The following is a 25,148-nucleotide window of genomic DNA, read 5'->3' on the forward strand; positions in this document are numbered from 1 at the left end:
GAGTATTCTTGGTTGCACTCTTGCAACGCGAGCATTGTAGCGCTTCTCTGGCTTTATCTTTAGCCCTTTTGATACTGTTTTGTAAATCAATGATAACGAAACATTAGAAGACCTCGGTGCACTCGCCAAGATCAAACAAGGCGAACCATTTGGCTCGCCTTGTTAATTAATGACCTATATGACTTATGAGGTTTTCTACTTTAGAGGGTCGTTGTCTGGCAATGCACTGTGTATCCAGACTGCCAGTCGGTGTTTGATGCTTGCGCCGTCTAGCTTGCTTTCCGGTAATGGGGTGATCTGTTTGGCATCAACCAAGAATAGGTAAATCGCTTTTACTCTTAGAGGTTGTGGTGACTGAGGAAGGTCAAAGCCTTGTAGCTTCGCCATCTTCCCACCAATCTCTAGTGCCTTCTTAACCAGTTTGTCTTCATTGTGAAGTTTGGAGCTTTTTGACATTGATAAATCCTCTTCTTCGCTTCAATTAAGAATACATGAAGTGTCGCGTATGGCGTGTTAGTAAGCTCGCATATTGATAAGTTTATGCCTTCTTACCGAGTAACTGATTGAAAAACGACCTTAATTCGTCATCACCAAGATTGAGCAGGTAGTCACCAATATACCATTCAACAATCGATTGATTTGGATGTGCCGTGACTTGCGGGTTACCAAACCAAATGCCCTTTTCCGTGGCAAACGTGTGTTGGAGTTCTTTCAACTCTTCGCAGCTAAATGGCAGGATAAGGTGCAACATGTTTGCTTGAGGCTGGGTTGGTCTCACCGCCAAAGATGGGAACTCTTCAATGATCTTGTAGATCTGTTTTGTTCGCTCAAACAGAGCCGGCATTTGTGACAACCTTTCATCAAACTGCATTGCCGCAGACACCACATAAGGTGTTCTGTGATAGAGGTTGCCACCTTGCCGCTTCATCCACATTGAAGCCAGTTCAATGAACGACTTTGAGCCAAGCAACATAGATCCGCCCATGCCGTTGATGCCTTTGTAAAGTGAAACATAGGTCGTATCAAAACCAGCGGCGATCTCGCGGTATTCTTTCTGATAGTAAGCTGCGGTTTCCCAAAGTCTTGCGCCATCCATATGGAGATGAATTTTGTTTTCGGCGCAGTACGCTTTGATTTCTTCCAGTTCTTGCCATGAAGGTAGCTGACCACCAATTTCTCGCATCGGGAGTTCATAAAGAACGGCTGCGATTTCATCCGGCCAAGCAGTGAGATCCTCAAGCTTCCATGTTTGATAAGGGTTCCCTACTGGCAAAATACTAAAGCGATGTTGAAGCTGATAGCCTTGTTTTTCATGCACCGGAATATGGCTAGATGCGTGCATGGCGACAATAGGATTACGCTTTTGTCTTGTGACAATTTCAAGCACCGTTGGCTGCGTCATCGTCCCTGTTACAACAAAAAGCCCTGCCTCGTAACCCAGCAGATCGGCAACCTTTTGCTCGAACGCTTGAATCGTTTCTCCCTCACCGTAGACATCGTGATTTACGTTGTTCTCTTCGCACCACTTTGTCATTTTCGCAAAGTGTTCGGCTGGAGAATCTTCTTTATTACCAGAGAGATGGATATGACAAAGCTGTTTTAGGTGGGCACTCATTGTTCTGTCCTTTGAATCAAAGCTTCAACAATGTAACTTGTTAAAACGGAGGCGTAAACTGCATTTTCGCGATGTATTTTCTGCGTATGCCTCCGTGCTGAACCTCCGGTTGGACATAGATTTAACTTAAGAGTGATTTACGCAGAACAAAGATCATGCTCACCGTAAACAAGCCATTTAGGTAAATATGCGGCTTCTGGAATCGTCCAGCCATACTTATCGTATGCTAATGCAGCAAGACCAGTCAGTTTCAGAGAAACATTTCCTTTTGGCGAATAGCGAACATCTTCATTCATGTAGAACTGGTAATGCGCCTCTAACGCATCCCTCAGTGCCTCTTGATAATGTGCCTCATCGCCATCGATAATGGCAACAAACACATTCACAAATGGAATAAACAAAGAGTGTACATATGGCACTCTGGTTGATTCTAAGTATTGCGGAGAAGATTTCTCCATCACAGTTTGCAATAACTCAGGTAACGCTGATGAATTGCTAAATACACCGTTAACGAACTCGACTAGCGCAACATTAAACGGCGTCTTTATAGAAACTAACGACTCATCCATGATGGTCATCAGCTCTACGCAGCGCCAATCTCTCGCTGCCATTGCTAAACAGATTTCATCCAACCAAGCATCCATTGTTCCTTCTGCAACAGAACGGTTACCCACTTCCGAAAAGTGTCGGTGCCCAACGGAAAATTCAACCACTTGGTCTGAATGATTGGCCAGCAAGTACACGTTATTCAGTAACTCAAGCGCCCTTTTTATGTAAGCTGGCGAGGCCTGATGTTGTCCGAATTCGGAAGCGGTGAAGAATGCCTCAAGCGAATCCCAAGCATCGCCTTTCATTCTTTTAAGAGGTTGCTTATAAAAAGATTGTTTTTCATCAAGCATTCTTTCCCAGAAGCTGTAGAAATCTTCATCTTCTTCACGAAAAATACGCAATTTTCTTTCTTCAGGTATCTCTAAATAATGATTCTTCATTGGTTCCATCGTTCCCTAGCCTCTCATTATAAGTTGTTCTAATTTTTTGCCGTGATGATATTCATACTCAAAATCAAGCCGTGAATGATGCCGAAGTTGATTTATAAAATCAATTTATAATCAGTATGTTGTATCGAAAGTTAATGCTTAATTGAAATGAATCGAAAAGCCGAAAAACATTTGAAATATAAGGCTACCGCACAAGCCGCGATGGGTAAGCCAGAACGTACCTGTCCATAAACAGTGGACGACGAACACTGACTTTGTGGAGTAAAGATAGACAGATATTCACCATTGTGTTCGCCTTTCTTTTTCTGTCGCTTTCGATAATACTCTTGCGCAATATTACTCAGCTGGAAAATTTTATGCCTCAAGCAAACTCTGTGGTCGTACTCGACTTTGAAACCACAGGTCTCTCTCCTACTTTAGGTGATCGCGCAATAGAAATTGGTGCAGTAAAGTTAGTCAATGGCGAGGTTGTCGATAGTTTTCAGCAACTCATGAATCCCGGTTTCAGAGTGAGTTCTTTCATTGAGAACTACACCGGCATTACCAACAATATGTTGCGATCGGCACCAAGCTGCGAAGAGGTAATGGCGTCATTTAGTGAGTTCATTGCAGGCGAAAACCTTATCGCTCACAACGCGTCCTTCGATAAACGATTTTTAGATGCGGAGCTTGAACGAATCAACTGTGGTTATTCGGGTGAGTTTGCTTGCTCCTTACTAGTGGCAAGACGGCTCATTCAAGAAGCCCCATCACATAAGCTAGGTGAACTTGTTCGCTATAAAAATATCGACAACGACGGTGTTTTCCACCGAGCACTAGCCGATGCGCAAATGACAGCCAAGCTTTGGCTCTTAATGGTCGAAGGGATAGAAAACTCAGGCGTCGAAAAACCAAGTTTTCAGTTGATGCAAACGGTCAGTAAAACAGCCAAAGGAAAAGTCGACCTGCTACTCGCCAAAAGCCGTGCGTAACCCCCTCCGAACTAAAAGCTGATTCTAGTCTCTTCGACGTTTAAGTGATTTTCGATATACATGCGATATTGGCTATATCTGTCAATATCGCAGTGCTTCTTATTCAAAACAAAGATCGCCTGGGTCACTCTATCCTCCAAAACTTCTAAAAAAATCGTGAATTATGTCTCACCGATTTAGATACTCGCTATAGTCACTCGAGACAATACGCAACAATTCGAGGTGTATTCACTGACTACTGATTTGTAAGCGATGATCAACAATGTTTTTCTGTTCTTAGAACAGTTTGCAGCTTTACTCATACTCGTACTGATTTCTGTTTTTGCTGTTGGCTTTTTATTTTTTGGTAAGGAAGCTCAAGAGTTTACACCAAGCATAAAAGGACGTATTACGAAGAACGATACCCCCATAAAGAATGCAAATGTAGTACTTACCATTCGGTCAGAAAATCGTTCTTTCGAACGTAGCTTCACCACGAATACAAATGGGGAATTCAAGTTTGATCCTGTTTTCAGAAAAAGGAATAAAGTTCTAAGTATTTTCGACGGTCTATTTCAAACAATATGCAGTGTAGAAGTGACCACAACCGTTGCCAATCAAAAGGTTGTTATTTGGAAAGGAGTTTTCAGGCATCATGTCATCGGTATGAAGGAAAGAGTAAATATGTCTAATTTAAACTGCGAAGCCACCAACCCCATCAGAAAGTTTGAATTTCAATCCCATGGGGATTCCGTAAGTAGTCAATGTGACTTAAGTGATTACTTAAAAGTAAACAGATAGAGTAATGTTTACTCTATCAAACTCCTCAACTTCCTAATCCGAAAGCGGTAGTTCGCTGGTCTCACCAACCAAACTGGCTTACTATGCCAGGTACCTAAAACGCTTTGTGAGTCACTCATGAGCAGAAAAAATAACAAAAATCTCAGCATTCTTCTTAAACTCAGCACCTTTATTGCACCTTATAAATGGCGGGTTGCGGCAGCCTTGGTTGCCCTTGTCGCGACAGCAAGTTTGACGTTATCCGTTGGCTATGGAGTGCGCATTCTTATCGACCAAGGCTTTGCTCAGCAATCATTGCAAGAGCTCACCAATGCGATTCAGTTTATTGTCGGTGTCACATTGTGTATTGCCATTGGGACTTTCTTTCGCTTTTACCTTGTCTCTGCCGTAGGTGAGCGCGTTAGTGCGGATATTCGCCTTGCGGTGTTTAATCATGTGATTACGCTGCATCCGAGCTATTTTGAGACCAACAGTAGCGGCGACATAATGTCGCGCCTGACTACCGATACCACATTGCTGCAAAGCATTATTGGTTCATCGTTCTCGATGGCGATGCGTAGCGCTTTGATGTGTTTTGGTGCCATCATTATGTTATTCGCTACCAACGTTAAGCTCACGCTGATTGTGCTTGCTTCTGTGCCTTTGGTTTTGGTGCCAATTTTGTTTTATGGACGACGCGTGCGTGCTCTCTCTCGCCAAAGTCAGGACTCAATGGCCGATGTCGGAAGCTACGCTGGAGAAGCGATAGAACATATTAAAACCGTGCAAAGTTTTAGCTCAGAGTCGCATGAACGAGCGGCTTTCGCTGTCGAGGTGGAAAAAGCTTATGAAGTAGGCAGACAGAGAGTAAAGCAGCGAGCGATCCTGATATCAGGCGTTATTGTGATTGTGTTCAGCGCGATTTCAGGCATGCTTTGGATAGGCGGCAGCGATGTGATTCACGGAAAAATGTCTGCGGGTGACCTAGCCGCATTTGTGTTTTATGCCATTATGGTTGCCTCATCGACTGCAACCATTTCCGAAGTCATGGGTGAATTGCAAAGAGCCGCAGGTGCTACCGAACGGCTGATTGAGATCCTTCAAGTAGCCAGTGATATTAAAGCGCCAAGCAACCATTTGCCTGTCCGTGCCGACATGCCTGCTGAGGTTAACTTTAATTCGGTGAGTTTCAACTACCCTTCTCGCCCAAATCAACCAGCTATCAAAGAGTTAAATCTAACTGCTGAACAAGGAAAAGTGTTGGCGTTGGTCGGCCCTTCTGGTGCCGGTAAAACAACACTATTCGAACTGCTGCAACGCTTTTATGATCCGCAAAAAGGGCAAGTGTTGTTTGGTGGTGAAGATATTCGACAGTTCGATCCAAACGAGCTTCGACGTCAAATGGCGCTCGTACCACAACAACCAGCGCTGTTTAGCCATGATGTTTTCCATAATATTCGCTACGGTAATCCTGAAGCGACGGATGAACAAGTTATCGAAGCCGCGAAAAAAGCCCATGCCCATGAGTTTATTGAGAAGCTTCCCGAAGGCTATCACAGCTTTTTAGGGGAGCGCGGCGTTAGGCTATCGGGCGGACAAAAGCAGCGCATTGCGATTGCTCGCGCGATTCTAAAAGATCCAAAAATCTTACTGCTAGACGAAGCTACCAGCGCCCTTGATAGTGAAAGTGAACATCACGTTCAGCAAGCACTTGAAGCTCTAATGAAAGGACGCACAACGCTGATTATTGCTCATCGTCTTTCGACTATCCAACATGCGGATAAAATTGCGGTGCTCGACAATGGCGAATTAGTCGATGCTGGTAACCACCAATCATTAATGCAAAGCTGTGAGTTGTATCAGCGACTTGTGGCATTGCAATTTAAGCACTTGGAGTAACGCCTAGTTAAGCGCTCAAAAATAAGCAAAGGCGGACCAAATAATTTAATAACAGGAGTTTAACGATGTTTTTGTGTCAGTCCAGCGAGCCCTTGCGAGACTAGGAATCTAATAGCTGCGCTCTGAGTGGTTAATGAGATATTTTAGACCATGAAGAGCTAGGATAGAAGATCCCACATCATGTCCCATCGTCGCTGTACAAGGTGACGAAATACAAAAGATGCCACTCGCAGTTAAACGAGCGGCATTAAACCAAGCAGCTCGCCTTTTAACAAAGGAATTCCAGTAACCAGCGTATTCTCCCTTCAACTAGAAACACTCGTTCACAACCACCATATAAAACCCAATCAACTTCATTTGTAACAATTCAGGTTTCAAAAATAGGAAATCATTACTGAAAAAGTTTACCGCGTTTTGTGTTGCTATCTATGGTTACAATATTCGAGACATCAATGCCTTTAAACCAAGCAACACAAAAGCGGCACCGATATGAACAGCGAAGCGAAACAACTATTTTCTTATCTATGTCAGCGATACGATGCGCTTTCTCAAGAGCTTGAGTCTCGCCCTTTTCCTGAATTTTCTGAGACTATTACTCATCCTCTTGGGCACTGTTTAGTCCGTTGCCCAGCAGGTAGCCAACGCTTTTCTATTGTAGCAGTCAACTTTGCACCCTCCGTTCGCGGGCAAGGCGTGCTTACTGCATTTATCGACTACATCAAAAGCAATCCTTACCACTACCAAGGTGTTGAGGTTGCAATCATTGAAAACAAGAACTTAGCTAAACGGCTTTTGTCTCTTGGCTGGAAGTACAAGTCCCTGTTTGGCAAGATTTTCTTCGCTAGCAAGCCGACCCTAGTAAAGGACTTTCAGTCTGCGTAATAGTTATTACGAAACCGCATCGACATCCAAAGTAAAACCATCACTCAAAATCCGTAAGCATGTTGAAAAAAACTTGGCGATCTTCTGCAGTACTTCCTCGATGAGCAGTGTATTCAACGTGCGCGTCTGCACTGGCTTTTGGGGATAGATTGATGCCCCATAACGCATTAATTTGGTTTGGTACGATGGAATAACGCATATCAACAATTCGCATTTCATTATTCGGATCCGTCGCTACAAAACCGTTTGAAAACCAACGGAAACGTTCGATGTCTTTTGCTTGTTGCGATTGCGGGTTTAGCCACGGAAATTGCTCTTTTATATTTAACTTTGGAGTTGATTCGCCAGGGTAAATTTTTATTGAACGCCCCACCCTTACGGCATCTACATAGTAGCTCTCTTCCGTTTCATAAATTAGTTTCCAAACCAAAAGATTGCTGAAACTTGGTTTGGCTTTTAATTGTATAGCGTTGTGTTGTCGCTCTTTGACGATTTCCCAACCAGCTACTTCTGCTCTATCTCGTTGTATCGTTCCAAGACTTAGGTAAGCCAGGCACCATAAAAATGCAATGCGGGCATAGTTTGGGCTTCGCTTCAGTGCAACAAACAAAAGCAATATTAAAATAGGGAGTGTGAACGCGGGGTCGATTACCGAAATAGTGTTCCAAGCATAACGCGTGTTGCTTATCGGCCATAGAAGCTGTGTTCCATAACTGGTGCATGCGTCTAATAACGCATGGGTACTATAACCAAGCGCGCAGTAAAACCAACTCTGCCGGAAGCATAGTCCTCGCTTCTTTACGAACAACGGATACAACAACAAAGCACAAATGAAACTACCAAACGGGATAAACAAGAGCGAGTGAGTAAATTGGCGATGGTATTCCAAATACAGCAAAGGATCAGTTGAAGAACGGATGAGCACATCTAAATCCGGAGCCATCCCAGAGACCACGCCCAACACGCCAACAACTGCAAGGTTTCGCTTGTTGCTCACGGCCAGTGGCAAAGCTGCACCCAATAAACCTTGCGTTAACGGATCCATCGTTCACTTCCTTTAGATAGATGAAGCTCAGCTGGAAAGCGTACACGCTCAATAGTCGGTTCCAATTTAAAAACCAGAAGGTTCTTCGACATAAATTATCCGCATTTAAGTGGAAAACAATACACGACTTAGTCATGCATTTGCTTGTTTAGCAACAAACACCTTGATTTAGTGTAAGAAGGAATCACGCCGTTCGCTAGTGAACGAACAAATCTGAGTCTAGGCTTGTTTGGTATTTCAAACCCGAATGTTTATCTGACGCGAAAAAACAAGGCGATCCAAATGGCTCGCCTTGTTTCTAATTTACTGAACGATAAACGACAGGTGTTTAGTCTTGAGGATTCTCTTTCGCGTTGATTTCAGCGTAAGTGTGCAGCAGATCCGTCAATGTTTTTACCCACGCAAAAACATCCGAAGGTGCATTTTCGATTAGTTTTTCCACTAGAGCACAGTGTGTTTCTAGCGTGATGGCCTCTTCCAAACGGAATGAGATCGCGTAGAAATGCCAAAGCACCAATCGCGTCATTCGCTCGCTATTTTGCTTTGCGTTGTCTGAGTCATCAAACGCTTGTTGAATTTCACTCAGTGCGATTGCTGTCATGCGTAGCATTGCATCAAGACGTGCAGACAACATGCGGTCTTCACTATCCACTTCTTCTTGATCAAAGGTGAACAGATCATTCATCACGTCTTCTGGCACCATTTTACTGATCATACGAGCACTAAACTCTTCCAGCTCATGGCGAGGCATAGTTACAAGACAATCGAAGGTGTAATCACGAAGCATAAAATCACTCTAGGTTAGAAATCAATTTCAGCCTCGCATTCTAAATATTGAAATTTCAATTGCCAGTGTTAATTTCTATCCATCTACGAAAAACTACAAAACACCGTTGATTGCAATACCAACACCAATCCGCTGCTGATTATGATCATAGTCGATCAAGCTCTTACCATAACCCGCTGAGTATTGTGCGTACCCCTGAACTTTGCCCCAAATCGGAAATGACACTCCCAGTTCTGCAAAACCCTTATGTGTTTGAAAGTTCTGGCGACCTAAAAAGGTAAACTCGTAACCATTCCACTTGTAAGCACTCGATAGCTCAAAGTGTCCCATATAGTCTTCGATATCCGGGTTATCATCACCTTTGGGATCATTAGGCGATGTCTTTTCATCTTCAGGTATACGCCACCAAGGCTGGATAGAAACCGCAAAATTGTCTTTTGCAAAGGTTACGTTGGCATAGACACGGTTCCAACTGCGCGATAGCTCCTGTCTCTGACCGTTAGACTCATGTTCAATACCAAAACCTAACCAAGTCGAACCATCAAGTGGTTTCCAGTCAGTTGGGGTGTAGTAAAAAAGCTCTGGACGATAATTGGTTTCACGGAATGGACGAGATGCTGCACCCGTATATACCTGCCAAAATGATTTAAGAGTCATTCCAAAAAACAGACCATCGCCATCAAACAACAAGTCATCATAGTTCATTGGTACTTTAAAACTGATTTGGAACTCCGCCTCTTCCTTACGCAGTTCATCGCCGTATTTGGTGTCGGCATACGCGCGTTTATTTACACGATCACTGTATGTAAACGGAAGAATATAGTTAACGCGATGCGCGACCAGACTAAACGGTTCGAACGCGTTTTCTCGTTCTGATTCCAAACGCTTGTCGACCAAACTTTCCTGAAGTTCTTCAGGCTCTTCAATTTCTGGATCAGCGGGCACTGTGCTGGTTACTGTGTCAAGCTCACACTGCGCGCGAATGCTCTTTATGGTTTCTTCACCTTTGCTTTGCTTTATTTTGTCTAGCAAACATAAATCATAAGCACTGGCTGTTTCTCCCATCGCAACTGGCGCTGCCAATAAACTCAGTATTGATATCCCTGCCACTTTTGAAGCCATCTGAAACCCTTAATATTCTTTATGTCAAACCAGATAATTTTAGTTTTTCTTGGTAAACCGCTTGCCATTCTGACGTTAAGGCAATGTTAAATGTCCGCCGACTTTACGTCTTGGATAAATGCAACAGACTTTAGACATATCGGTCAACTATGATCAAAGCGCAAAAAACAACCAAGAGTTGAGCATCATAGATAAAAACCACTCGTTTGCATGATGCTCATGTTCTCTATGCAAAATACTGGCTCGTAACTTTGATTGCAAACCCGGCTATGAATAAACCCAAACCAAAACCCAAATGCGCCAATGTGCTAAGAAAACGGGCTTTCCAAGGTGTTGGGGTTTTACTCGCAGCAAAACCAAATCCTAGACAAGGTTGAATGACCAAAAATGGGAAGATCAACGTTACCACGCCTGTAATTAAGCTGGGCATTAGACTGGGCTCTACCAACCAATGATGACCAAAAACAGTAACGTGAGCCAAAGCGAAAGTAACGCCGATGGCATAATGCAAAAACCAGCCAAGTGACTTTTCTCCCGGCATCGCCTCTGACGCCATAATTGGCGCATGCATAAACTTTCCTTGGGGCATGTACAAAACCCAGCGCGCAACCAACGCATAGTTTAATGAAGGAATACCAAACACTCTCCTTTGTAACCATGCCCATAAATCCATTATCAAAGTGGCACCAATCCCTATTAGCACCGCTTGCAATCCCATTAAAAGCAGCATTTTTCTCTCCTCAAGTTTTTGATTTGTTAAGGTCTTAGTTGCATGCTACAACTTAAAGCCAACTTGAAGTCAATGGGGAATAATATGGATATTGCAGAAGTGGTTAGAAAATCAGGATTGCCGACTTCAACGCTCAGGTATTACGAACAGCTGGGGTTAATTCGCTCGATAGGAAGGAATGGATTGAGACGCCAATATTCACCAGAGGTACTCAATACACTCAATTTAATTAGTTTGGGGCGTATCGCTGGAATATCGCTTAACGAAATGGCAGAAATGTTGAATCAATCAGAAGTTTCAAAGCCATATATCGATCGTGACTTACTAACGAAAAAGGCACTTGAGATTGATGAGCAAATAAAACGTTTGAAAGCGGTGCGAGACAGCCTAAACCATGTCGCCTCCTGCCCTCATGAATCGCATATGGACTGCTCTTCATTTCAAAGGCTTATGAAAGTCGTAAAGCGTTATGTCCCCCAAAAGCAGAGATGAACCGCTCTCCCTACCTTCCTATTCTTGATTTAAAAGGAAGTAACTCGACATGGAGGGTTACTTCCTCTCATATTACTTAGCTTTCGCTTTTACGTACTTCTTCACTTTTTTCATCGCCATTTTTTGCTTTAACGGTGAGAGGTAATCAATGAACAAGTTACCCGATAGGTGGTCAATTTCGTGCTGCATCACAATCGCCAAGAACTCATCGCTCTCGATTGTAATCGGGTTGCCATCACGGTCTAGTGCAGACACAACAACTGACGTGTAACGCTCTACATCTGCGTAGTACTCAGGAACAGAGAGACATCCCTCTTGACCAAGTGCTTTGTTTTCTCCGCTCACCACTTCTGGGTTAACCAAGATTAAAGGATCATTGCGTTCGTCAGAGATATCGATGACAACAACCGCCTCTTTTCTGCCTACTTGGGTTGAAGCTAAACCGATACCATTGCCCGTTGCGTAAAGTGTTTCTAGCATATCGTCTATCAGCGTTTGTACTGTCGATACATCAGTGACTTTTTCTGCTTTTACTTTAAGCCTTGGGTCTGGAATGGAGAGAATTTCGAGGACTGCCATACTTACCTTTCATATCTATAAATCGTAATTCGTGGCGAATTATACACACGTTTCTCGATACATAAACCTGCTAAGCTATCTTGCGCACAAGGCATAAACCATTAACTCAAACGACAACACAATAAATGGGTTTGCCTTTTAGACAAAAAATCCTACAAACAGGAAACTAAAACGCCAGCACATTATGGCTGACGTCTTGTCATGATCCTAATTGAATCGTTTGTTGTATTTTATCTACTGACTTTCCTTGGCTTTGAGTAATACTCTAATCGCCATTTTCTCACCACTTTTTAAAATTAAGTAGGCGATGCCAATCGTTATTAGCATTATGATAGCAATAAAAATACTTACCCCACCGAGCTCAGATAATAAATAAAACGGAGAAATATCTAACGACATTAAGATAAGAGAGAACACTACCAAACTTGCTAAAGTCCACAGTAAAACAGCATACCATCTTGTTTTTGATGGCATTACATCTCCAGTCTTGTAGCCGAAGTAATAACCAACACTCATGGCTGGGATTAACGTGCTAAGAAAGCCTGTACCACTCATTTCTATCCCAACAATATATTCAATGGCCAACAGCAATGCAGCCCAACAAACGGACGCCAGACACAACAGAGACGCAACAAGAAGTACCGATGGTGGCTGGTTTATTTCTGATTCTGAATAGTTATTTTTTAATTCCACTTTCATTTCCTTCCATTTATTTGAATAAAATAAGCGTTTTAGATCATGCTTCCGCTTGGACAACCTAGAGAAACAACACCACAAGAAATACAACTTGTAGCTTTTTAAATAGTTTTATTTTCATTTAACCTAGATTCCAACTAACTGTTATTTTTAAAATTAAACCCTCTCTCTCAAATGGTATATTCAATGAATTTACTCATAAGGGCCCAGTGCAACCATGTTAATACGTTCTATGTATCAGAAACAATTCATTTATTTCCAATGACACTAGTGAGATCATGCGACGTGATTGGAATCTCACTTAAGTTTTCATGGACCTATCACGCTGAAAATTGAAGTCTCTACCTGTCATAGAATAAAAAGCCGTCAAAACCAGTGGTTCTGACGGCTTTTTATTTTCTATTACACACTCGATTATTGTTGCAGCTTCGCTGTGGCTTCTACTGCTTTGTAGAAGTCCAGCACTCTCTGTTTGAGGTTCGATTAAAACCCTATAAAACATTAAGCCGCAATATTAATTGAGCTGTTCTATATAGCGATTCAGCTCTACCGCATATGTTTTTTGATCAATCGCAGTGTCACCTATTTCTTCATCTAGAAATCCAAGTAGCATTTGTGCACCACCTTCACCATTATTTAACGCTTGCGTCAAGTAATAGGCTGAAAGCACCTTATTTTCAGGTAAACCACAGCCATCATCATACAAACATGATCCTAAATAAAATTGTGCACTCGCCAACCCATCATCAGCAGCCTCTGAGATTAAAGAAAAGCCCCGCTTAACATCCATGACTTTTGGCTCTTTCAGAAGGATTATCCCTAAAAGCTCTTTACTATGAACATCATCCACTTCGATAGCTTTGATCAATAAAGACTTTGCTCCTTGCACATCACCTTGTTCATAAAATTTATTTGCTTCGCTGTACAACTGCTCTGGAGCTTCTCGATTCTTAGTTAGGAGGCTTTCTGTCGTTTTAGTTGCCTCAAACTTTGACGTAGTATCGTTACATGCCGTAACAAGGAGCACTACTAATAAAACGTTAACAATTCTCATGTTATTCCCATGTGCATTTGATAAACAAGACTGCTGTCGAGTATGAATCGTCATACTGACCGCTTACAATTTGAAACTTTGTATTGATCGGAGCTTTAGCACTAGCTTCACACATATTGGCAATTTGACCACGAACATAAGCACTCGAATCAAAGTTATACTTGTCTTCTTGAGGAATTATACTTGCTAATGAAACTCTAGATAGTTGAGGAGCTTTCCCATATTCCCTTTCGACTTTCAAATACTTCACATTAACAATCAAAATGCAGCCAGATGATTCTAGATTTGCATTGTGTACTCGATTAGCTAGTACTCTAACGTTTTGTCGGATAATATCAAAGAGAAGCATAGCTCTGCCTTTCTGTAATACCATCCCTAAGGCCATGGCCCTTCCACTATTTGCTTTCATTGCAGTAGAAGCTAGAGTTGACGACTGTATTGGAGCTAGAGACGAAAATTTACGTGAAGGAATAACAGCTTTGTTTTTCCAGTGCATTCGATCGGTTAACATACCAGACTTAACCGCCATGTTGCGATCTATCTGTTCCTTAAGCTTTTGTAACCTTTTCTCACCTGTAATATCATTTGGAAGCTTACGTAATGGTCCCGCAAGAGAAGTATCTTTTATGGTATTAACGGGAATTTTCTCATTATCTAATTTGCTTCTTAGTTCGACACAAGAGCTAAATAGTTTGTCAGCTGGATACATGCAATTAATGTAGTTGATTGATAACGGCGTATCTCTCTCGTGCGTTAGTATAGAAATGTACATAATGATTCTCTCAAAACCATTATTATGAACAGGATTGCATAAAGTTCCAAGCTCTAAGTTGTCCTAGTTGTGAGATATACCCTAATCAATGAAAGTTAATTTATAGTTAGATATTTGTTAGAAACACTCAGCGGTCATTACAAATAAACATTCGTTAACTATATGTGTTGTCACCATTACATGTAAGATTATTAAAAATAAAGGCTAACCAGTTGGTTAGCCTTTATTGATATTACTGCTACAATTTTGCTTTGGCTTTTACGCGGACTTTAATTAACACATCACCATCGACCAACCTAAGGTCGAATATTGGTGAATGTCGCGGTGGTGACTCCATCACTTTGTGACGACAACGATTTTACGTCTGCGCTAAAGTAATATGGATTAAGTGGCATTTTATTCTCTGCTGGTCGCGCGTAGTAAAGCTTGGCAGGCTGTTTTGCCATTTGTTGCGCGTACAAATACCCGACCAACGCATGTTCAAACTGGTGGTAACCATTTCCCCAATGGAACGCTTTGGTTGATTTAGGGCTTAGACCGACGCCTCCATATTGATGATCCACCCATGCATCCATAAAAGTGGGTAACGTGTATTGAAGCGTTTCTTTCATCGAACCATCAACAAGGGAAACTGTCATTGCCGCTTGATCGAGCTCTGCCCATTCCCAAGACGAGCTATAGTGCTTGTATGGTCTTGATTGCCAAGCAGGAATGCTCTCTTGCGTCCATTTACTCTGCCATTCTGGTGAGAAAAGCGCTTTGACTTGCTCAAAGTTTTGCTGGTATTGCGCTTGTTTAAGCGTGTGTTTCATTCCTTTGAAACCAAACTCTGTCCAATTGGAATTCTCCAACAACTGACCAGTGAGATACGTCATCCAATACGCTTTGATGGTGTGTCCAAAATCATTGTGTTTCGCATCTGGCATCATTACCGCTTTGTGGTGTATCGCGCCATAAAAACGCTGCTCTTTGACGGAATGGTAGTTATCTAGCATCACTTGCATCAGCCATTGCAGATCTTGCTTCCACTTGGCTTGCGCTGGTTCTGGTAAAAGTGGCGCCGTTAACAACAGGTAGCCATTAATTTGGTCAAGTTGAGCGACTAACTCTTGCTGCTTCTCACTTTCCCCATCACCATCTTTCAAAACCCACGCCAGACCGCGATCATCGCTTCGTCGGTATTGTTTAAATATAAACGCTTGCTGGTCGATAAGTGCTTGTTCAACCTTTGGATCTTGCGTTAAGTAGTAGTACATCGCCAACCCCACCAAGGCGTAAGCTTGGTCTTGAGAAGTTCGTTGTTGCCACTCCATCCCCGGTTTTCCACTACGCGTAAAGCTCACGAAGCCGCCGTTTTTCTCATCTTGTAGATGATCAATCAGGTAATAAGCCCCTTTCTTTGCCAGCTCTAATGCTTGCTTGTCACCCGTAAGATGAAAAAGTACGCCATAAGCGTAAGTTTGGCGCGATTTCATGCGGGTGTATTCGCGATCGAAGTGCGGGCTAATCCACCCTTTGTTTAATTCTCCACACGGCTTTTGTGGATCGAGAATGACACCGTTATCACAACGAAAAGTCGGAAAATTCCCCTCAGGTTGTCCATGCGCGCTTTCCATCATCCAATATGGGGCTAGGCCATTCGTCACATGGTTTAACCAATCATCCCCCGAAGGCAGGCCTACATCAGCAAAGCTGCTCATGCTCGTCGTTGCGAGCAATAAGGTAAGATATTTAAAAGACATAACACTCAATTAAGTTATTGAATTTTATCCAGTATAAATAACTCCCTTTACGCATATTGTTGTCGTGCTCACAATAGCCTTACTCATTTGTTTGCATCAATCATCTTTCAGCCTTGTTCGATGACTGAGCCGAGAATAAACGCTACTCTGTCTTCGACTGACATTTTGGGCACTTCGATCAATTGATAACCAAATTTGTGATAAGCGTTGACCATCTGTTGATACGTAGCCACCGCTTCAGAAAAATCTTGCTTTCGCTCTTCGTCATTGCTGAATATCGATGCCCAAGGTGGAAAAATGAACACTTGAGAATGATAACGAAGCGTCTGGCAATGCGTGATGAGCTCATGCGAGATTGGCAGTTGTTCCAACTTACTGTAGCCATATACGTCCACAATACTGCGATCAAAAAACACATTCCCTTGGTGGACATTGAAAGCTCGGTAATTGCTCACTTCTGCCTTCATAATTTCGTCTCGAAAAGCTTGTTTGTCATTCCAAGGTAATGCTGAACCGTGATTGGCAACCTGCGTTTGTATCACGTGACGACCGGTTTCTGGCGCGCAGATAAAGCCTTGTGTTTTTAGCTGTTCGATTACCGAAGTTTTCCCTGCACCGGGACCACCAGTGAATACGATGAGTTTATTCAAAATTGTTTCCTTATTTTTTGTTTGAGTGAAGTAATGCGTGTACAGCCAAGAAAATGGGCATCATCTGGCGTTTGAAATTGGCATTTGGCACGCCAGCGTTAAGCGAGATCGGTAGTGGGAAATTTGGGGAATAGAACTGGGCAGTAAAGAGATATACAAAGTAAGAACCGAAACGACGTGTTCATCGGTTATGGAAAACGGAGGAATGCTGAGTGAAGCAAGCTCGCCCAAAATACTGGGTTGGGAAATGGTGCGATTGGTTCTGCTGGTTAACGCGTCAATTGGATATTTATATCAAGAAAATGGCACCTAAGCCTAAGAACGCAAAGAAACCAACGACATCGGTAACGGTCGTCAATACTACCGAGCCAGCCACGGCGGGGTCAATGTTAAACTTTTTCAACGTGAATGGTATCAACGTACCCGATGCCGCGGCCGCCAAACTATTGAGGAAAATGGCACAGCAAATAATAATCGCCAATGGCAAAGAGTCAAACACCATGTAAACGACACCCGCGATCACCAATCCCATAATTAAACCATTAATGGTGGCGATTTTTAATTCCTTATTCACCAATAGCTTCAAGTTACTTTGGTGCAAGTGGTTTAGTGCGATACCTCGAATGGCCACCGCTAAGGTTTGGCTACCCGCGATGCCGCCCATACTCGCCACAACGGGCATTAAGATCGCAAGCGCAACGACTTGCTCGACCACATTATCAAAAAGCCCAATGATGGCGGAGGCTACGAAAGCGGTCAGCAAGTTAATCACCAACCAAAGTGCTCTTAGCCTTGTCGCCACGCTTAATGGTGTGAACAAATCTTCTTCGCTTCGTACGTTTTCTGCCACTACAGCTTGTAGGCTGAGTTCGCGCAACGTAATCGCAATGGTCGCCATCGACAAGACGCCCATAATTTTGCCACCAGCCATGATAGGAAACCAATGTGCTCCACCATCAATCGAGACTTGTTTGCTGACGCTTTGAATCGTTTGAATATCTTCTAGAATTGGCGTAACTACGGTCAAGTCGGTAAGTTTGATATGATTTTCGTGCAGCAACAGGGTATGCGGCTCTATCGTACCAATCACACCACTTGCATCACGCACAATAATCAACCGCACAGGACTTTGCCCGCGTTTTAGCAGCTCGGTTTTGATGCCTCCTACGCTGTTTTTAGGGTTTGCGACCAGAAAGTGAGGCTCGGCATAACGTCCAACTTTGTTGTCTTCATACGACAATGCTTGTTGGATATGCGCGACCGACTCTTCACTTTGGTCGATAAGGTACTCATCCACAAACTCGGTCGGTAGAAAGTCTGCAAAGATGATCAGTTCCGAATCCGTGATGTACGCTAAGCGTTCATGTTGCAGCTCTTTGTTGAGTGATTGATGAATGTGCTTGGCGGTGTCGTATCGCAGCAAATTTAATACCGTCCAGTACTTCTCTGGCGGCACTGCTTCTATGACACGCTTACGGTAAGCAATGTTGACCGATTCCAAAATGTTCGCAATCTGTGCTTCTTGATAGTCTTTCAAAAAGCTCAAGTCTTCGGTCGATTCTATCGCTTTAATGATCTCAGCAAGCAAATGTGGCACTTTGCGGTTAATTTGCAATTGGTTGGAATCTATCATTACTTTTACCTATAGCTTTCACTACCACATTCGCCGCATTGACGATATGTGCTATCCGAAGGCATGAATTCTTGATGTTAAAATTCTAGGCGATAGTTGACTTAATTGCGGAATTTATATTTCGCTCGCAGAAACAAAACGCCTCTGCATCAGTTCATGGTATAGACTTGAATGTGTGTCAGGCTCATTCGCCTTGTTTGATAATGGAGTAATCAATGGCACCTGTATTTTTTCTGACTCAGCAGGCCGCCTTACCAAGTCGTAAGGTGCTTCGTAAAGTGATTCAATTTTCGACAGCGTTGGCTCAGCCTATTGTGGTTTTAGTGGAAGACCATCGCCGAAGTGAAGATCACGCATTCGCTCATTTTCTCAGTTTCAACTCTGACCATATAGAAAAAAGACAAGCTGAGTTTGAAGCTTGGACCTTAAAGTTCAACGCATTAATTGTCGAACTTTGTGAAGAAGAAGAGCTTGAAACGCCAACGCTCTCTTACGAGCATTTCAAAGGGAGTCATTGGGTTGAGCAAGTTGCGAAACGACTTGTTGACCACACTGACTTACTGCTCGTGGGACACTTTAACAAACACGAGATTCAAACGATGCTCACAGAACTAGCACAACAAGATTGCGACTTGTTGCTACTGAGTGAGCGTTCATGGCCTTCTCACGCCAACATGCTTTGTGCAATCGACCCACTTCATCGAGGGGATGAAAAGTCGATAGTAGATAAAGCCATCGTCTCGCGAGGCTCAAAATTAGAACAAACCTTAAGCGGGAAAATGACGCTCGTTTACTGCCGATACGTCGCGCCATACCTCTCTCGCTATCGTGCAGAGATATTAAGCAACCAAAAAGCAGGCATTACAGATTTTATTAGTGCGCAAAGGTTAACTCGAGTACCACTACTGCTGCCAGAAGGAAACCCTGAAACGGCGTTACCAAAAGCAGTTAAGCAATCACAAGCAGCGATTTTGATTATGGGGGCATGTAAACGAAGCATGTCATCTCAATTTTGGTCTGGCAGCACTGTAGACACGTTACTTGATCAACCACCTTGTGACCTACTGTTGGTCAACAGCTCCAAGGGCTGACTAGGTATTCCCTATTAACCTATCCTTTCAATACCAAGCGCAGTTATTGGCTCTTTACATCTTCTAACTGCGCGGCTTCATGTTCCGCGTTCAAGGCTTGTTTCTGCTGCTGTTTTATCTCATCCCAACAGCGTCCCGATTCAATCGCAGATACACGCTGCTCGTATTTAGTGCAGGCTCTTTCGAGTACTTTCTCAGGATCTATACCCTTTTCTCTTTCCAGCGCTTTTAATACGTTAAGGTAGTTCCACAACACATCGCCTAACTCGTCTTCCAAATGACAAAGGCGATCCTCGCGAATCTCTTCGCGGACTTCATCAACTTCTTTGCCAATGGCCTCCAGATAAGTCTCTACGCCTTTAAACCAAGTATTGGTTTGGTCATATTGAGATTTTCTCGTCGCAATTGCATACAGCTCATCAAATTTCTTCATTGCCTCTCCGTAGAACACGTTTTTATTTATGCCTTTTTAGGACGAATAAACTTCCCTTTAGCCGTCACTCTAACTTCGCTTTCGACCCGCAATTGAGCCACCAGTTGATATATACCGCGTCGTTCACCTTCACAGTGTGCAGTAATCGTGACTCGATCATCTAACTGAATAGGTGCATGGTAGCGCACATCCAACTGCGCCGTAAGGGCTTGAATGTCTCTAGATAACAAACAATGCGTCATTGCACCATCGAGAAGCGAACTGGCAATACCACCATGCAACAGGTCTGTGTAACCTTGATGACGCGGTAAAACGTGAAACTCTCCGACAACAGAGCCATCGGCTAGGTATTGATAGTTCACGGCCAAAGAGTTCGGATTCACATTAATTGAAGAACAAACCGCACATTGATGATGAGACTCGTGAGTGTAATGACAGTAGCTGTTTGTGGACATGATAGTTACTCGGTTTCTCAAAAGAGTAATTAGCATATGCCAACAATTAAAAAGAAACGGCGAGTAATCTTTGTTTGCATGTTGCAGGGCCAGCAACCTCGCTTTTCATAACACTAAATAATCATTTTGATAATTAACGATAATTTCCAGTTTATTTAGAGTGGCGATATGGTTTGCATAGTGATTACGCAACGTTATGAAAAGGCGACTTATGAAGTTTCTCCACACGATGATCCGTGTTGCTGACCTAGACAAATCTATCGAATTTTATACAAAAGTTCTGGGAATGAGTGTTTTGGATCGTTTTGAAAACCAAGAATACCGTTACTCACTGGTGTTTGTTGGTAACCCTGATCAACCAGATGGCGCGACCATCGAGCTAACTTATAACTGGGATACCGACAGTTACGACTTGGGTAACGCATTCGGACACATGGCACTGGGGTCTGAAGATATTTACGCCGCTTGCGAAAAAATTAAAGCGCTTGGTGGCAACGTTACTCGCGAGCCAGGTCCAATGAAAGGCGGAGAAACTCACATCGCGTTCATTAAAGATCCCGATGGTTACCAAATCGAACTCATCCAAACTCAAAAATAACGAGGTTTCCTATGACAGACGCATTATTTCAACCCATTCAACTTGGCTCTCTCTCATTAAAAAACCGTATCGTTATGCCTCCGATGACGCGCTCTCGTGCTTCTCAACCAGGTAATATCGCTAACGACATGATGGCGACCTACTATGCTCAACGTGCTGAAGCGGGCCTAATCGTTGCTGAAGGCACACAAATTTCGCCAATGGGTCAAGGCTATGCATGGACACCAGGCATTTACAGCCCAGAGCAAATTGCTGGCTGGAAAAAGGTAACCAATGCGGTGCACGAGAATGGCGGCACTATCTTCGCGCAATTGTGGCACGTTGGTCGCGTGACTCACCCTGATAACATTGGCGGTGAGCAGCCTATTTCTTCTTCTGCGCTAAAAGCAGAAAACGTGAAAGTATTTGTCGATAACGGCACAGACGAACCGGGTTTTGTCGACGTGGTTGAGCCACGTGAAATGACCAAACAAGACATCAAGAACGTTATTGAAGAGTACCGCCAAGCCGCCCTAAACGCGATAGAAGCCGGATTCGATGGTATCGAGCTTCATGCAGCGAATGGCTACTTGGTTAACCAGTTTATCGATTCTGAAGCGAATAACCGCACCGATGAATACGGCGGCTCAATTGAAAACCGTCTGCGTTTTCTTGGTGAAGTGGTAGAGGCGATGACGCAAGCTATTGGCGCTGAGCGTGTTGGTGTTCGTCTTGCACCATTCACTTCGTTAAATGGCACCGTTGATAGTACGCCAGTCGAAACCTACACCGCCGCTGCAGCGCTGCTTGATAAACTCAATGTGGTTTACATTCACATTGCTGAAGTGGATTGGGACGACGCGCCAGACACTCCGCACGACTTTAAAACCGCAGTTCGTGAGGCGTATAAAGGCACACTGATCTATGCCGGTCGTTACAACGCAGAAAAGGCGCAACACGCGATTGAAAGTGGTTTAGCCGACATGATTGGCTTTGGCCGTCCGTTTGTTGCAAACCCAGACTTACCAAGCCGCATCAAGCATGGCTATCCGCTGGCAGAACATGACCCTGCCACATTGTTCGGCGGCGGTGAAAAAGGCTTGGTGGACTACCCTGCGTATCACGCGGGTTAATTCATCTACGTAAAGCTGATTCGTAACTCGCGACAAACCAATAGCGAAACCAAAAGAACCTTGCTCTTCCCCCTGTGACACCAAGATGCAGGGTTCTTTTTAGGCAAGCCACCAGAATTAACGTCTTTGACAAGATGTACAACCTCGACACGCAGAGCGCGTCGTTTTACTGAGCAAACTGCGTTGTACTTTACAGTAAGCATTCTTTAAAGCACGACGACCTGAAAACCAATCATCCGGTTTAGTGAGGATTAGGTAGCCGTTAAACCTCTTAACCAACTCGGTTCGATTGTTTTCGATAAATCGGCTATCAAACTCGATGTCGAAGTAATTCAAAGCCTCTTCGATACAAGTAAAGCTGGCAATTTTTTCCTGAATCGTATTCTCTGTCATCGTTTCTTTAGCGTAATCATTTTCAATGAAGTCTAAGTGCCTCGCGCTTTACGTTCTTTGATTTAGCACTTCTTAAGATCATTCTTTATGGGGTTTCCATATTGAAATTCAATTTGGGAATTCGTTAACCCACCTAGCATTTTCATTTTGATGATCATTTTAAGGCACTGATTTAAATAAACATTATTTCTGGTTCATATTTTGCTCTACTTCATTAAACGGAATGTTGGAGCAACACGATATGACTTACAGAGCAGAAGTAGACGGATTAAGGGCGATTGCTGTCACGTTGGTGATTTTGTTTCATGCAGGAGTTGAGCAATTCGCTGGTGGCTTTATTGGCGTCGACGTGTTCTTTGTGATCAGCGGCTATTTGATCACTGCCATCGTGATTAACGACTTAGAAAACCAGAAGTTCAGCCTTGGTGATTTTTATGAGCGACGCATTCGTCGTATACTCCCCCTCTTACTGGTGGTGATCGCCGTCAGCTATTTGATGTCTTGGTGGCTATTTTTGCCGCAAGCACACAAAGACGTTGGTCAGTTCGCAGTGTCTTCTATTCTTTCTTCATCCAACATTCTTCTGTATCTAAAAGGCCACAATTACTTCGGTTTAGAAGATCAAGCCAATCCGCTGTTTCACACTTGGAGCTTGGGCGTTGAAGAACAATACTACATTGTCATTCCTTTACTACTCATGCTACTCGCTCGTGGTAAAAACGCGTTTTACCTGACTTTTTTCATCGCGGTATTTGCGCTGAGTTTGATGACTATTGTCTACGCGAGCAACGATCCTGATTTCGCTTTTTACATGATCTTCTCTCGCGCTTGGGAGCTGGCAACCGGTTCATTACTCGCATTAGTGATGAGAAAAGTCCAAGTTCAATCTAACGATACTCTAGCAACCATTGGCATCGTTTTGATATTGGCTTCCGCGCTTTTGTTTGAAAAATCGCAAGATGGCGCGGGCATTACGCTGCTGGTGCCAGTCATCGGTAGCGCGTTGGTGATTTTGTTTGCCTCTAAAGACAATGTCTGCGGTAGATTACTGAGCCTAAAGTGGGTCGTGTTCGTCGGCTTAATCAGCTACAGCTTATACTTGTGGCACATTCCATTATTTGTCTTTTACCGCTACGTGTTGGACACAACACAAGACATCAATATCCCACTTTACGTTGTCACTCTTTTTGTACTTTCTTACTTCACTTGGCGCTTTATTGAAAAGCCGTTCCGTAGCCGAAAAGCCATGAGCATGCGCACTGTGTCCGCGGTTATTGTGTTGTTGACGTTGCCCTTGCTAACGCTCGGCGTTATCGGTCATCAGAACGGTGGTTTTCCAGAAAGAAGCGCATTTTTCGAGGCCATGCGCGTTAACAACGGTTATGGTTTAGATTGCAACGGCAACACCAACGTTAACGATGTGTGTTCGTCTGCGCCGCAGCCCGCCATCGCTGTGTTAGGCAATAGTCACAGCATGGTTTACGTGAAGCGTCTATCCGAAGTAACACCAACTGGCGTGGTGCAACTTACTCAAGATTCCTGTGCGGTCGGTTATGTCGACATCCTAGAAGCTGCTGGCTCAATTTCTTGCCGACAGTTCTTCAATGAGGCTGTCGATACCATTCTAAGTACCCCTTCCATTCGTCGCGTTGTTATCTCTTCTAATTTCAATAAAGAGCTTTCACAAGCCGATTATGAAGCATCATTAACCAAATTATTGAATGAACTGAAAGGAAAGGAAGTGGTCGTTTTCGGTCCAACCCCTTCTGCACCGTTTGCGGTAGGAGAATGCCTTTGGAAAGCGCGTTTGTTTGGCGAGACAGAAGAGTCTGCCTGCGACTTTTCTCCCAAACAACATCACCCTCAAAACGTGGCGAAGTTAGTGAACTACTTTGAGCAATTTGAGCACGTTGAGTTTGTCGACTTGACCGATGCCATTTGCAGAAATGGCGTATGTCGAATGAGAGTTGGAGCAAACAATGCGATGTATACGGATGACAGCCATTTATCTTACAAAGGTGCTGAGTTGGTGCTTGGGCATTACCACAACAGTACAAATGAAGCGCAACAGTTCACTTACGACCGAATAACCAAGGGAATAAACTTTTATGCTTCAGCGCTTATCTCAGGTAAGCGCTGAATGCTTTAAAGCAAGACAAAGCTAGGCGTCTATTTGAAAATGCGCGGATCAAACGCGAAATCGAGCTTTTCGGCTTTCTTGATGATCTCTTTCATTTTGGGATGATTTGGATTCACCACGTAGTTTTTATCACGAGGTGAAATCGTTGAAGGCACTTGCAGCGCGGCAAACTCTGGATGAGGATCATTGAGAAACTGATCACCAATGTACTGCGTAGACTCGCTCGCCGGTATTGCCCGCCACGTCACAGGGAGATCTTCTTCATCTAAGGTGGCGATGAGGTATTCTGGCATTTCAATACGATATAAATCGTAAAGTTTGGTGATAGCAGGATCGTTGTTTACGTGAACAAATACTTCCAACGAGCAAAGGGATTCCGATTCAGAGAAGTAGAGGGCTTCGGTTCCTTTTGAGTTCCATCGCCCTCCAAACAACTTTGCGCCAACGGGGCTGAATGGCGTGTCAGCAAATTTCTTTTGTGTGAGACGATAGAGCTTCAT

General features: G+C 43.5%; 27 protein-coding genes. 9 read left to right on the plus strand and 18 right to left on the minus strand.

The annotated features are described in order from the left end of the window. Window positions 1-195: 195 nt before the first annotated feature. The 3 genes from H9L11_RS21545 to H9L11_RS21555 all read right to left on the minus strand — a co-directional run bounded on the left by H9L11_RS21545 (window position 196) and on the right by H9L11_RS21555 (window position 2,613). The gene (locus H9L11_RS21545) at window positions 196-456 is read right to left on the minus strand and encodes a DUF5062 family protein (protein WP_005376453.1); all 261 of its coding nucleotides are present in this window, start codon (window positions 454-456) and stop codon (window positions 196-198) included. An 82-nt stretch (window positions 457-538) separates the two neighbouring features. After that, window positions 539-1,615, minus strand: a complete 1,077-nt coding sequence (locus H9L11_RS21550) for a beta-eliminating lyase-related protein (RefSeq protein WP_033906520.1) — start codon at window positions 1,613-1,615, stop codon at window positions 539-541. 137 nt (window positions 1,616-1,752) lie between these two features. Further along, entirely contained in the window at window positions 1,753-2,613 is an 861-nt protein-coding gene (locus tag H9L11_RS21555) for an immunity 49 family protein (protein ID WP_033906519.1), read from the minus strand. A 356-nt stretch (window positions 2,614-2,969) separates the two neighbouring features. On the opposite strand from H9L11_RS21555, the gene H9L11_RS21560 reads away from it, so the two are divergent. From H9L11_RS21560 to H9L11_RS21575, 4 genes are all read left to right on the plus strand, one after another. Continuing rightward, complete coding sequence (locus tag H9L11_RS21560; RefSeq protein WP_005376459.1) at window positions 2,970-3,584, plus strand: 3'-5' exonuclease; 615 nt, start codon at window positions 2,970-2,972, stop codon at window positions 3,582-3,584. Window positions 3,585-3,836: 252 nt separating this feature from the next. Beyond that, window positions 3,837-4,364 (plus strand): carboxypeptidase-like regulatory domain-containing protein, encoded by a 528-nt coding sequence (locus H9L11_RS21565; RefSeq protein ID WP_033906518.1) that lies wholly within the window; start codon window positions 3,837-3,839, stop codon window positions 4,362-4,364. A 117-nt stretch (window positions 4,365-4,481) separates the two neighbouring features. After that, window positions 4,482-6,242 carry an ABC transporter ATP-binding protein/permease gene (locus H9L11_RS21570; RefSeq protein WP_033906517.1) on the plus strand — a complete coding sequence of 587 codons (1,761 nt, stop codon included), beginning with the start codon at window positions 4,482-4,484 and terminating at the stop codon, window positions 6,240-6,242. Window positions 6,243-6,731: 489 nt separating this feature from the next. Next, on the plus strand, window positions 6,732-7,124 hold the full coding sequence (locus H9L11_RS21575; protein ID WP_005376463.1) for a hypothetical protein: 393 nt from the start codon (window positions 6,732-6,734) through the stop codon (window positions 7,122-7,124). Between the two features lie 40 nt (window positions 7,125-7,164). Here the strand turns inward: H9L11_RS21575 and H9L11_RS21580 are convergent, their stop codons facing one another. The 4 genes from H9L11_RS21580 to H9L11_RS21595 all read right to left on the minus strand — a co-directional run bounded on the left by H9L11_RS21580 (window position 7,165) and on the right by H9L11_RS21595 (window position 10,808). Further along, window positions 7,165-8,169 (minus strand): metal-dependent hydrolase, encoded by a 1,005-nt coding sequence (locus H9L11_RS21580; protein ID WP_033906516.1) that lies wholly within the window; start codon window positions 8,167-8,169, stop codon window positions 7,165-7,167. Between the two features lie 328 nt (window positions 8,170-8,497). After that, the gene (locus H9L11_RS21585) at window positions 8,498-8,956 is read right to left on the minus strand and encodes a hypothetical protein (protein WP_033906515.1); all 459 of its coding nucleotides are present in this window, start codon (window positions 8,954-8,956) and stop codon (window positions 8,498-8,500) included. Between the two features lie 93 nt (window positions 8,957-9,049). Continuing rightward, window positions 9,050-10,078 (minus strand): phospholipase A, encoded by a 1,029-nt coding sequence (locus tag H9L11_RS21590; RefSeq protein WP_005376466.1) that lies wholly within the window; start codon window positions 10,076-10,078, stop codon window positions 9,050-9,052. A 226-nt stretch (window positions 10,079-10,304) separates the two neighbouring features. Further along, a complete protein-coding gene (locus H9L11_RS21595; RefSeq protein WP_033906514.1) occupies window positions 10,305-10,808 on the minus strand; it encodes a DUF2938 domain-containing protein in 504 nt (167 codons plus the stop codon). Between the two features lie 84 nt (window positions 10,809-10,892). Between H9L11_RS21595 and H9L11_RS21600 the strand changes: the two genes are divergently transcribed. Next, the gene (locus tag H9L11_RS21600) at window positions 10,893-11,300 is read left to right on the plus strand and encodes a helix-turn-helix domain-containing protein (protein ID WP_165439075.1); all 408 of its coding nucleotides are present in this window, start codon (window positions 10,893-10,895) and stop codon (window positions 11,298-11,300) included. A gap of 72 nt (window positions 11,301-11,372) precedes the next feature. On the opposite strand, the gene def is transcribed toward H9L11_RS21600, so the two are convergent. The 7 genes from def to H9L11_RS21635 form a co-directional block, all read right to left on the minus strand. Beyond that, window positions 11,373-11,879, minus strand: coding sequence for a peptide deformylase (gene def / locus H9L11_RS21605; protein WP_017635324.1), 507 nt, complete (start codon window positions 11,877-11,879; stop codon window positions 11,373-11,375). A gap of 234 nt (window positions 11,880-12,113) precedes the next feature. Next, window positions 12,114-12,578, minus strand: a complete 465-nt coding sequence (locus H9L11_RS21610; RefSeq protein WP_042520755.1) for an ABZJ_00895 family protein — start codon at window positions 12,576-12,578, stop codon at window positions 12,114-12,116. A 511-nt stretch (window positions 12,579-13,089) separates the two neighbouring features. Continuing rightward, window positions 13,090-13,629: a sel1 repeat family protein gene (locus H9L11_RS21615; protein ID WP_033906511.1), complete on the minus strand. Its 540-nt coding sequence runs from the start codon at window positions 13,627-13,629 to the stop codon at window positions 13,090-13,092. Between the two features lies 1 nt (window position 13,630). Continuing rightward, window positions 13,631-14,401: a hypothetical protein gene (locus H9L11_RS21620; protein ID WP_064376936.1), complete on the minus strand. Its 771-nt coding sequence runs from the start codon at window positions 14,399-14,401 to the stop codon at window positions 13,631-13,633. A 296-nt stretch (window positions 14,402-14,697) separates the two neighbouring features. Beyond that, window positions 14,698-16,143 (minus strand): AGE family epimerase/isomerase, encoded by a 1,446-nt coding sequence (locus H9L11_RS21625; protein ID WP_064376937.1) that lies wholly within the window; start codon window positions 16,141-16,143, stop codon window positions 14,698-14,700. A gap of 107 nt (window positions 16,144-16,250) precedes the next feature. Continuing rightward, the gene (locus tag H9L11_RS21630; protein WP_047101468.1) at window positions 16,251-16,793 is read right to left on the minus strand and encodes an AAA family ATPase; all 543 of its coding nucleotides are present in this window, start codon (window positions 16,791-16,793) and stop codon (window positions 16,251-16,253) included. Window positions 16,794-17,082: 289 nt separating this feature from the next. Continuing rightward, a complete protein-coding gene (locus H9L11_RS21635; RefSeq protein ID WP_205391190.1) occupies window positions 17,083-18,426 on the minus strand; it encodes a magnesium transporter in 1,344 nt (447 codons plus the stop codon). A gap of 215 nt (window positions 18,427-18,641) precedes the next feature. Here H9L11_RS21635 and H9L11_RS21640 point away from each other — a divergent pair, with 215 nt between their 5' ends. After that, a complete protein-coding gene (locus H9L11_RS21640; RefSeq protein WP_047101465.1) occupies window positions 18,642-19,517 on the plus strand; it encodes a universal stress protein in 876 nt (291 codons plus the stop codon). Window positions 19,518-19,560: 43 nt separating this feature from the next. On the opposite strand, the gene H9L11_RS21645 is transcribed toward H9L11_RS21640, so the two are convergent. Beyond that, on the minus strand, window positions 19,561-19,950 hold the full coding sequence (locus H9L11_RS21645; RefSeq protein ID WP_205391191.1) for a MazG nucleotide pyrophosphohydrolase domain-containing protein: 390 nt from the start codon (window positions 19,948-19,950) through the stop codon (window positions 19,561-19,563). A gap of 26 nt (window positions 19,951-19,976) precedes the next feature. Further along, window positions 19,977-20,405 (minus strand): PaaI family thioesterase, encoded by a 429-nt coding sequence (locus H9L11_RS21650; RefSeq protein ID WP_031781242.1) that lies wholly within the window; start codon window positions 20,403-20,405, stop codon window positions 19,977-19,979. A gap of 211 nt (window positions 20,406-20,616) precedes the next feature. On the opposite strand from H9L11_RS21650, the gene gloA reads away from it, so the two are divergent. Then, entirely contained in the window at window positions 20,617-21,003 is a 387-nt protein-coding gene (gene gloA, locus H9L11_RS21655; RefSeq protein ID WP_005376490.1) for a lactoylglutathione lyase, read from the plus strand. A gap of 11 nt (window positions 21,004-21,014) precedes the next feature. Next, on the plus strand, window positions 21,015-22,115 hold the full coding sequence (locus tag H9L11_RS21660; protein WP_017820984.1) for an alkene reductase: 1,101 nt from the start codon (window positions 21,015-21,017) through the stop codon (window positions 22,113-22,115). Between the two features lie 117 nt (window positions 22,116-22,232). On the opposite strand, the gene H9L11_RS21665 is transcribed toward H9L11_RS21660, so the two are convergent. Further along, window positions 22,233-22,508 (minus strand): nitrogenase-stabilizing/protective protein NifW, encoded by a 276-nt coding sequence (locus tag H9L11_RS21665; protein ID WP_053349151.1) that lies wholly within the window; start codon window positions 22,506-22,508, stop codon window positions 22,233-22,235. A 241-nt stretch (window positions 22,509-22,749) separates the two neighbouring features. Between H9L11_RS21665 and H9L11_RS21670 the strand changes: the two genes are divergently transcribed. Next, entirely contained in the window at window positions 22,750-24,648 is a 1,899-nt protein-coding gene (locus tag H9L11_RS21670) for an acyltransferase family protein (protein ID WP_172563777.1), read from the plus strand. A gap of 29 nt (window positions 24,649-24,677) precedes the next feature. Here H9L11_RS21670 and H9L11_RS21675 read toward each other — a convergent pair whose 3' ends face one another. After that, window positions 24,678-25,148, minus strand: coding sequence for an RES family NAD+ phosphorylase (locus tag H9L11_RS21675; RefSeq protein ID WP_005376497.1), 471 nt, complete (start codon window positions 25,146-25,148; stop codon window positions 24,678-24,680).

This window comes from Vibrio sp. sp1 (assembly GCF_016920955.1).
In the GTDB taxonomy this organism is placed as follows: Bacteria; Pseudomonadota; Gammaproteobacteria; order Enterobacterales; family Vibrionaceae; genus Vibrio; species Vibrio alginolyticus.

Excerpts from the sequence above, each read along its gene's own strand:
- H9L11_RS21545 (WP_005376453.1), bottom strand. The coding sequence starts at position 456 with ATGTCAAAAAGCTCCAAACTTCACAATGAAGACAAACTGGTTAAGAAG.
- H9L11_RS21550 (WP_033906520.1), bottom strand. The coding sequence starts at position 1,615 with ATGAGTGCCCACCTAAAACAGCTTTGTCATATCCATCTCTCTGGTAAT.
- H9L11_RS21555 (WP_033906519.1), bottom strand. The coding sequence starts at position 2,613 with ATGGAACCAATGAAGAATCATTATTTAGAGATACCTGAAGAAAGAAAA.
- H9L11_RS21560 (WP_005376459.1), top strand. The coding sequence starts at position 2,970 with ATGCCTCAAGCAAACTCTGTGGTCGTACTCGACTTTGAAACCACAGGT.
- H9L11_RS21565 (WP_033906518.1), top strand. The coding sequence starts at position 3,837 with ATGATCAACAATGTTTTTCTGTTCTTAGAACAGTTTGCAGCTTTACTC.
- H9L11_RS21570 (WP_033906517.1), top strand. The coding sequence starts at position 4,482 with ATGAGCAGAAAAAATAACAAAAATCTCAGCATTCTTCTTAAACTCAGC.
- H9L11_RS21575 (WP_005376463.1), top strand. The coding sequence starts at position 6,732 with ATGAACAGCGAAGCGAAACAACTATTTTCTTATCTATGTCAGCGATAC.
- H9L11_RS21580 (WP_033906516.1), bottom strand. The coding sequence starts at position 8,169 with ATGGATCCGTTAACGCAAGGTTTATTGGGTGCAGCTTTGCCACTGGCC.
- H9L11_RS21585 (WP_033906515.1), bottom strand. The coding sequence starts at position 8,956 with ATGCTTCGTGATTACACCTTCGATTGTCTTGTAACTATGCCTCGCCAT.
- H9L11_RS21590 (WP_005376466.1), bottom strand. The coding sequence starts at position 10,078 with ATGGCTTCAAAAGTGGCAGGGATATCAATACTGAGTTTATTGGCAGCG.
- H9L11_RS21595 (WP_033906514.1), bottom strand. The coding sequence starts at position 10,808 with ATGCTGCTTTTAATGGGATTGCAAGCGGTGCTAATAGGGATTGGTGCC.
- H9L11_RS21600 (WP_165439075.1), top strand. The coding sequence starts at position 10,893 with ATGGATATTGCAGAAGTGGTTAGAAAATCAGGATTGCCGACTTCAACG.
- def (WP_017635324.1), bottom strand. The coding sequence starts at position 11,879 with ATGGCAGTCCTCGAAATTCTCTCCATTCCAGACCCAAGGCTTAAAGTA.
- H9L11_RS21610 (WP_042520755.1), bottom strand. The coding sequence starts at position 12,578 with ATGAAAGTGGAATTAAAAAATAACTATTCAGAATCAGAAATAAACCAG.
- H9L11_RS21615 (WP_033906511.1), bottom strand. The coding sequence starts at position 13,629 with ATGAGAATTGTTAACGTTTTATTAGTAGTGCTCCTTGTTACGGCATGT.
- H9L11_RS21620 (WP_064376936.1), bottom strand. The coding sequence starts at position 14,401 with ATGTACATTTCTATACTAACGCACGAGAGAGATACGCCGTTATCAATC.
- H9L11_RS21625 (WP_064376937.1), bottom strand. The coding sequence starts at position 16,143 with ATGTCTTTTAAATATCTTACCTTATTGCTCGCAACGACGAGCATGAGC.
- H9L11_RS21635 (WP_205391190.1), bottom strand. The coding sequence starts at position 18,426 with ATGATAGATTCCAACCAATTGCAAATTAACCGCAAAGTGCCACATTTG.
- H9L11_RS21640 (WP_047101465.1), top strand. The coding sequence starts at position 18,642 with ATGGCACCTGTATTTTTTCTGACTCAGCAGGCCGCCTTACCAAGTCGT.
- H9L11_RS21645 (WP_205391191.1), bottom strand. The coding sequence starts at position 19,950 with ATGAAGAAATTTGATGAGCTGTATGCAATTGCGACGAGAAAATCTCAA.
- H9L11_RS21650 (WP_031781242.1), bottom strand. The coding sequence starts at position 20,405 with ATGTCCACAAACAGCTACTGTCATTACACTCACGAGTCTCATCATCAA.
- gloA (WP_005376490.1), top strand. The coding sequence starts at position 20,617 with ATGAAGTTTCTCCACACGATGATCCGTGTTGCTGACCTAGACAAATCT.
- H9L11_RS21660 (WP_017820984.1), top strand. The coding sequence starts at position 21,015 with ATGACAGACGCATTATTTCAACCCATTCAACTTGGCTCTCTCTCATTA.
- H9L11_RS21665 (WP_053349151.1), bottom strand. The coding sequence starts at position 22,508 with ATGACAGAGAATACGATTCAGGAAAAAATTGCCAGCTTTACTTGTATC.
- H9L11_RS21670 (WP_172563777.1), top strand. The coding sequence starts at position 22,750 with ATGACTTACAGAGCAGAAGTAGACGGATTAAGGGCGATTGCTGTCACG.
- H9L11_RS21675 (WP_005376497.1), bottom strand. The coding sequence starts at position 25,148 with ATGAAGCTCTATCGTCTCACACAAAAGAAATTTGCTGACACGCCATTC.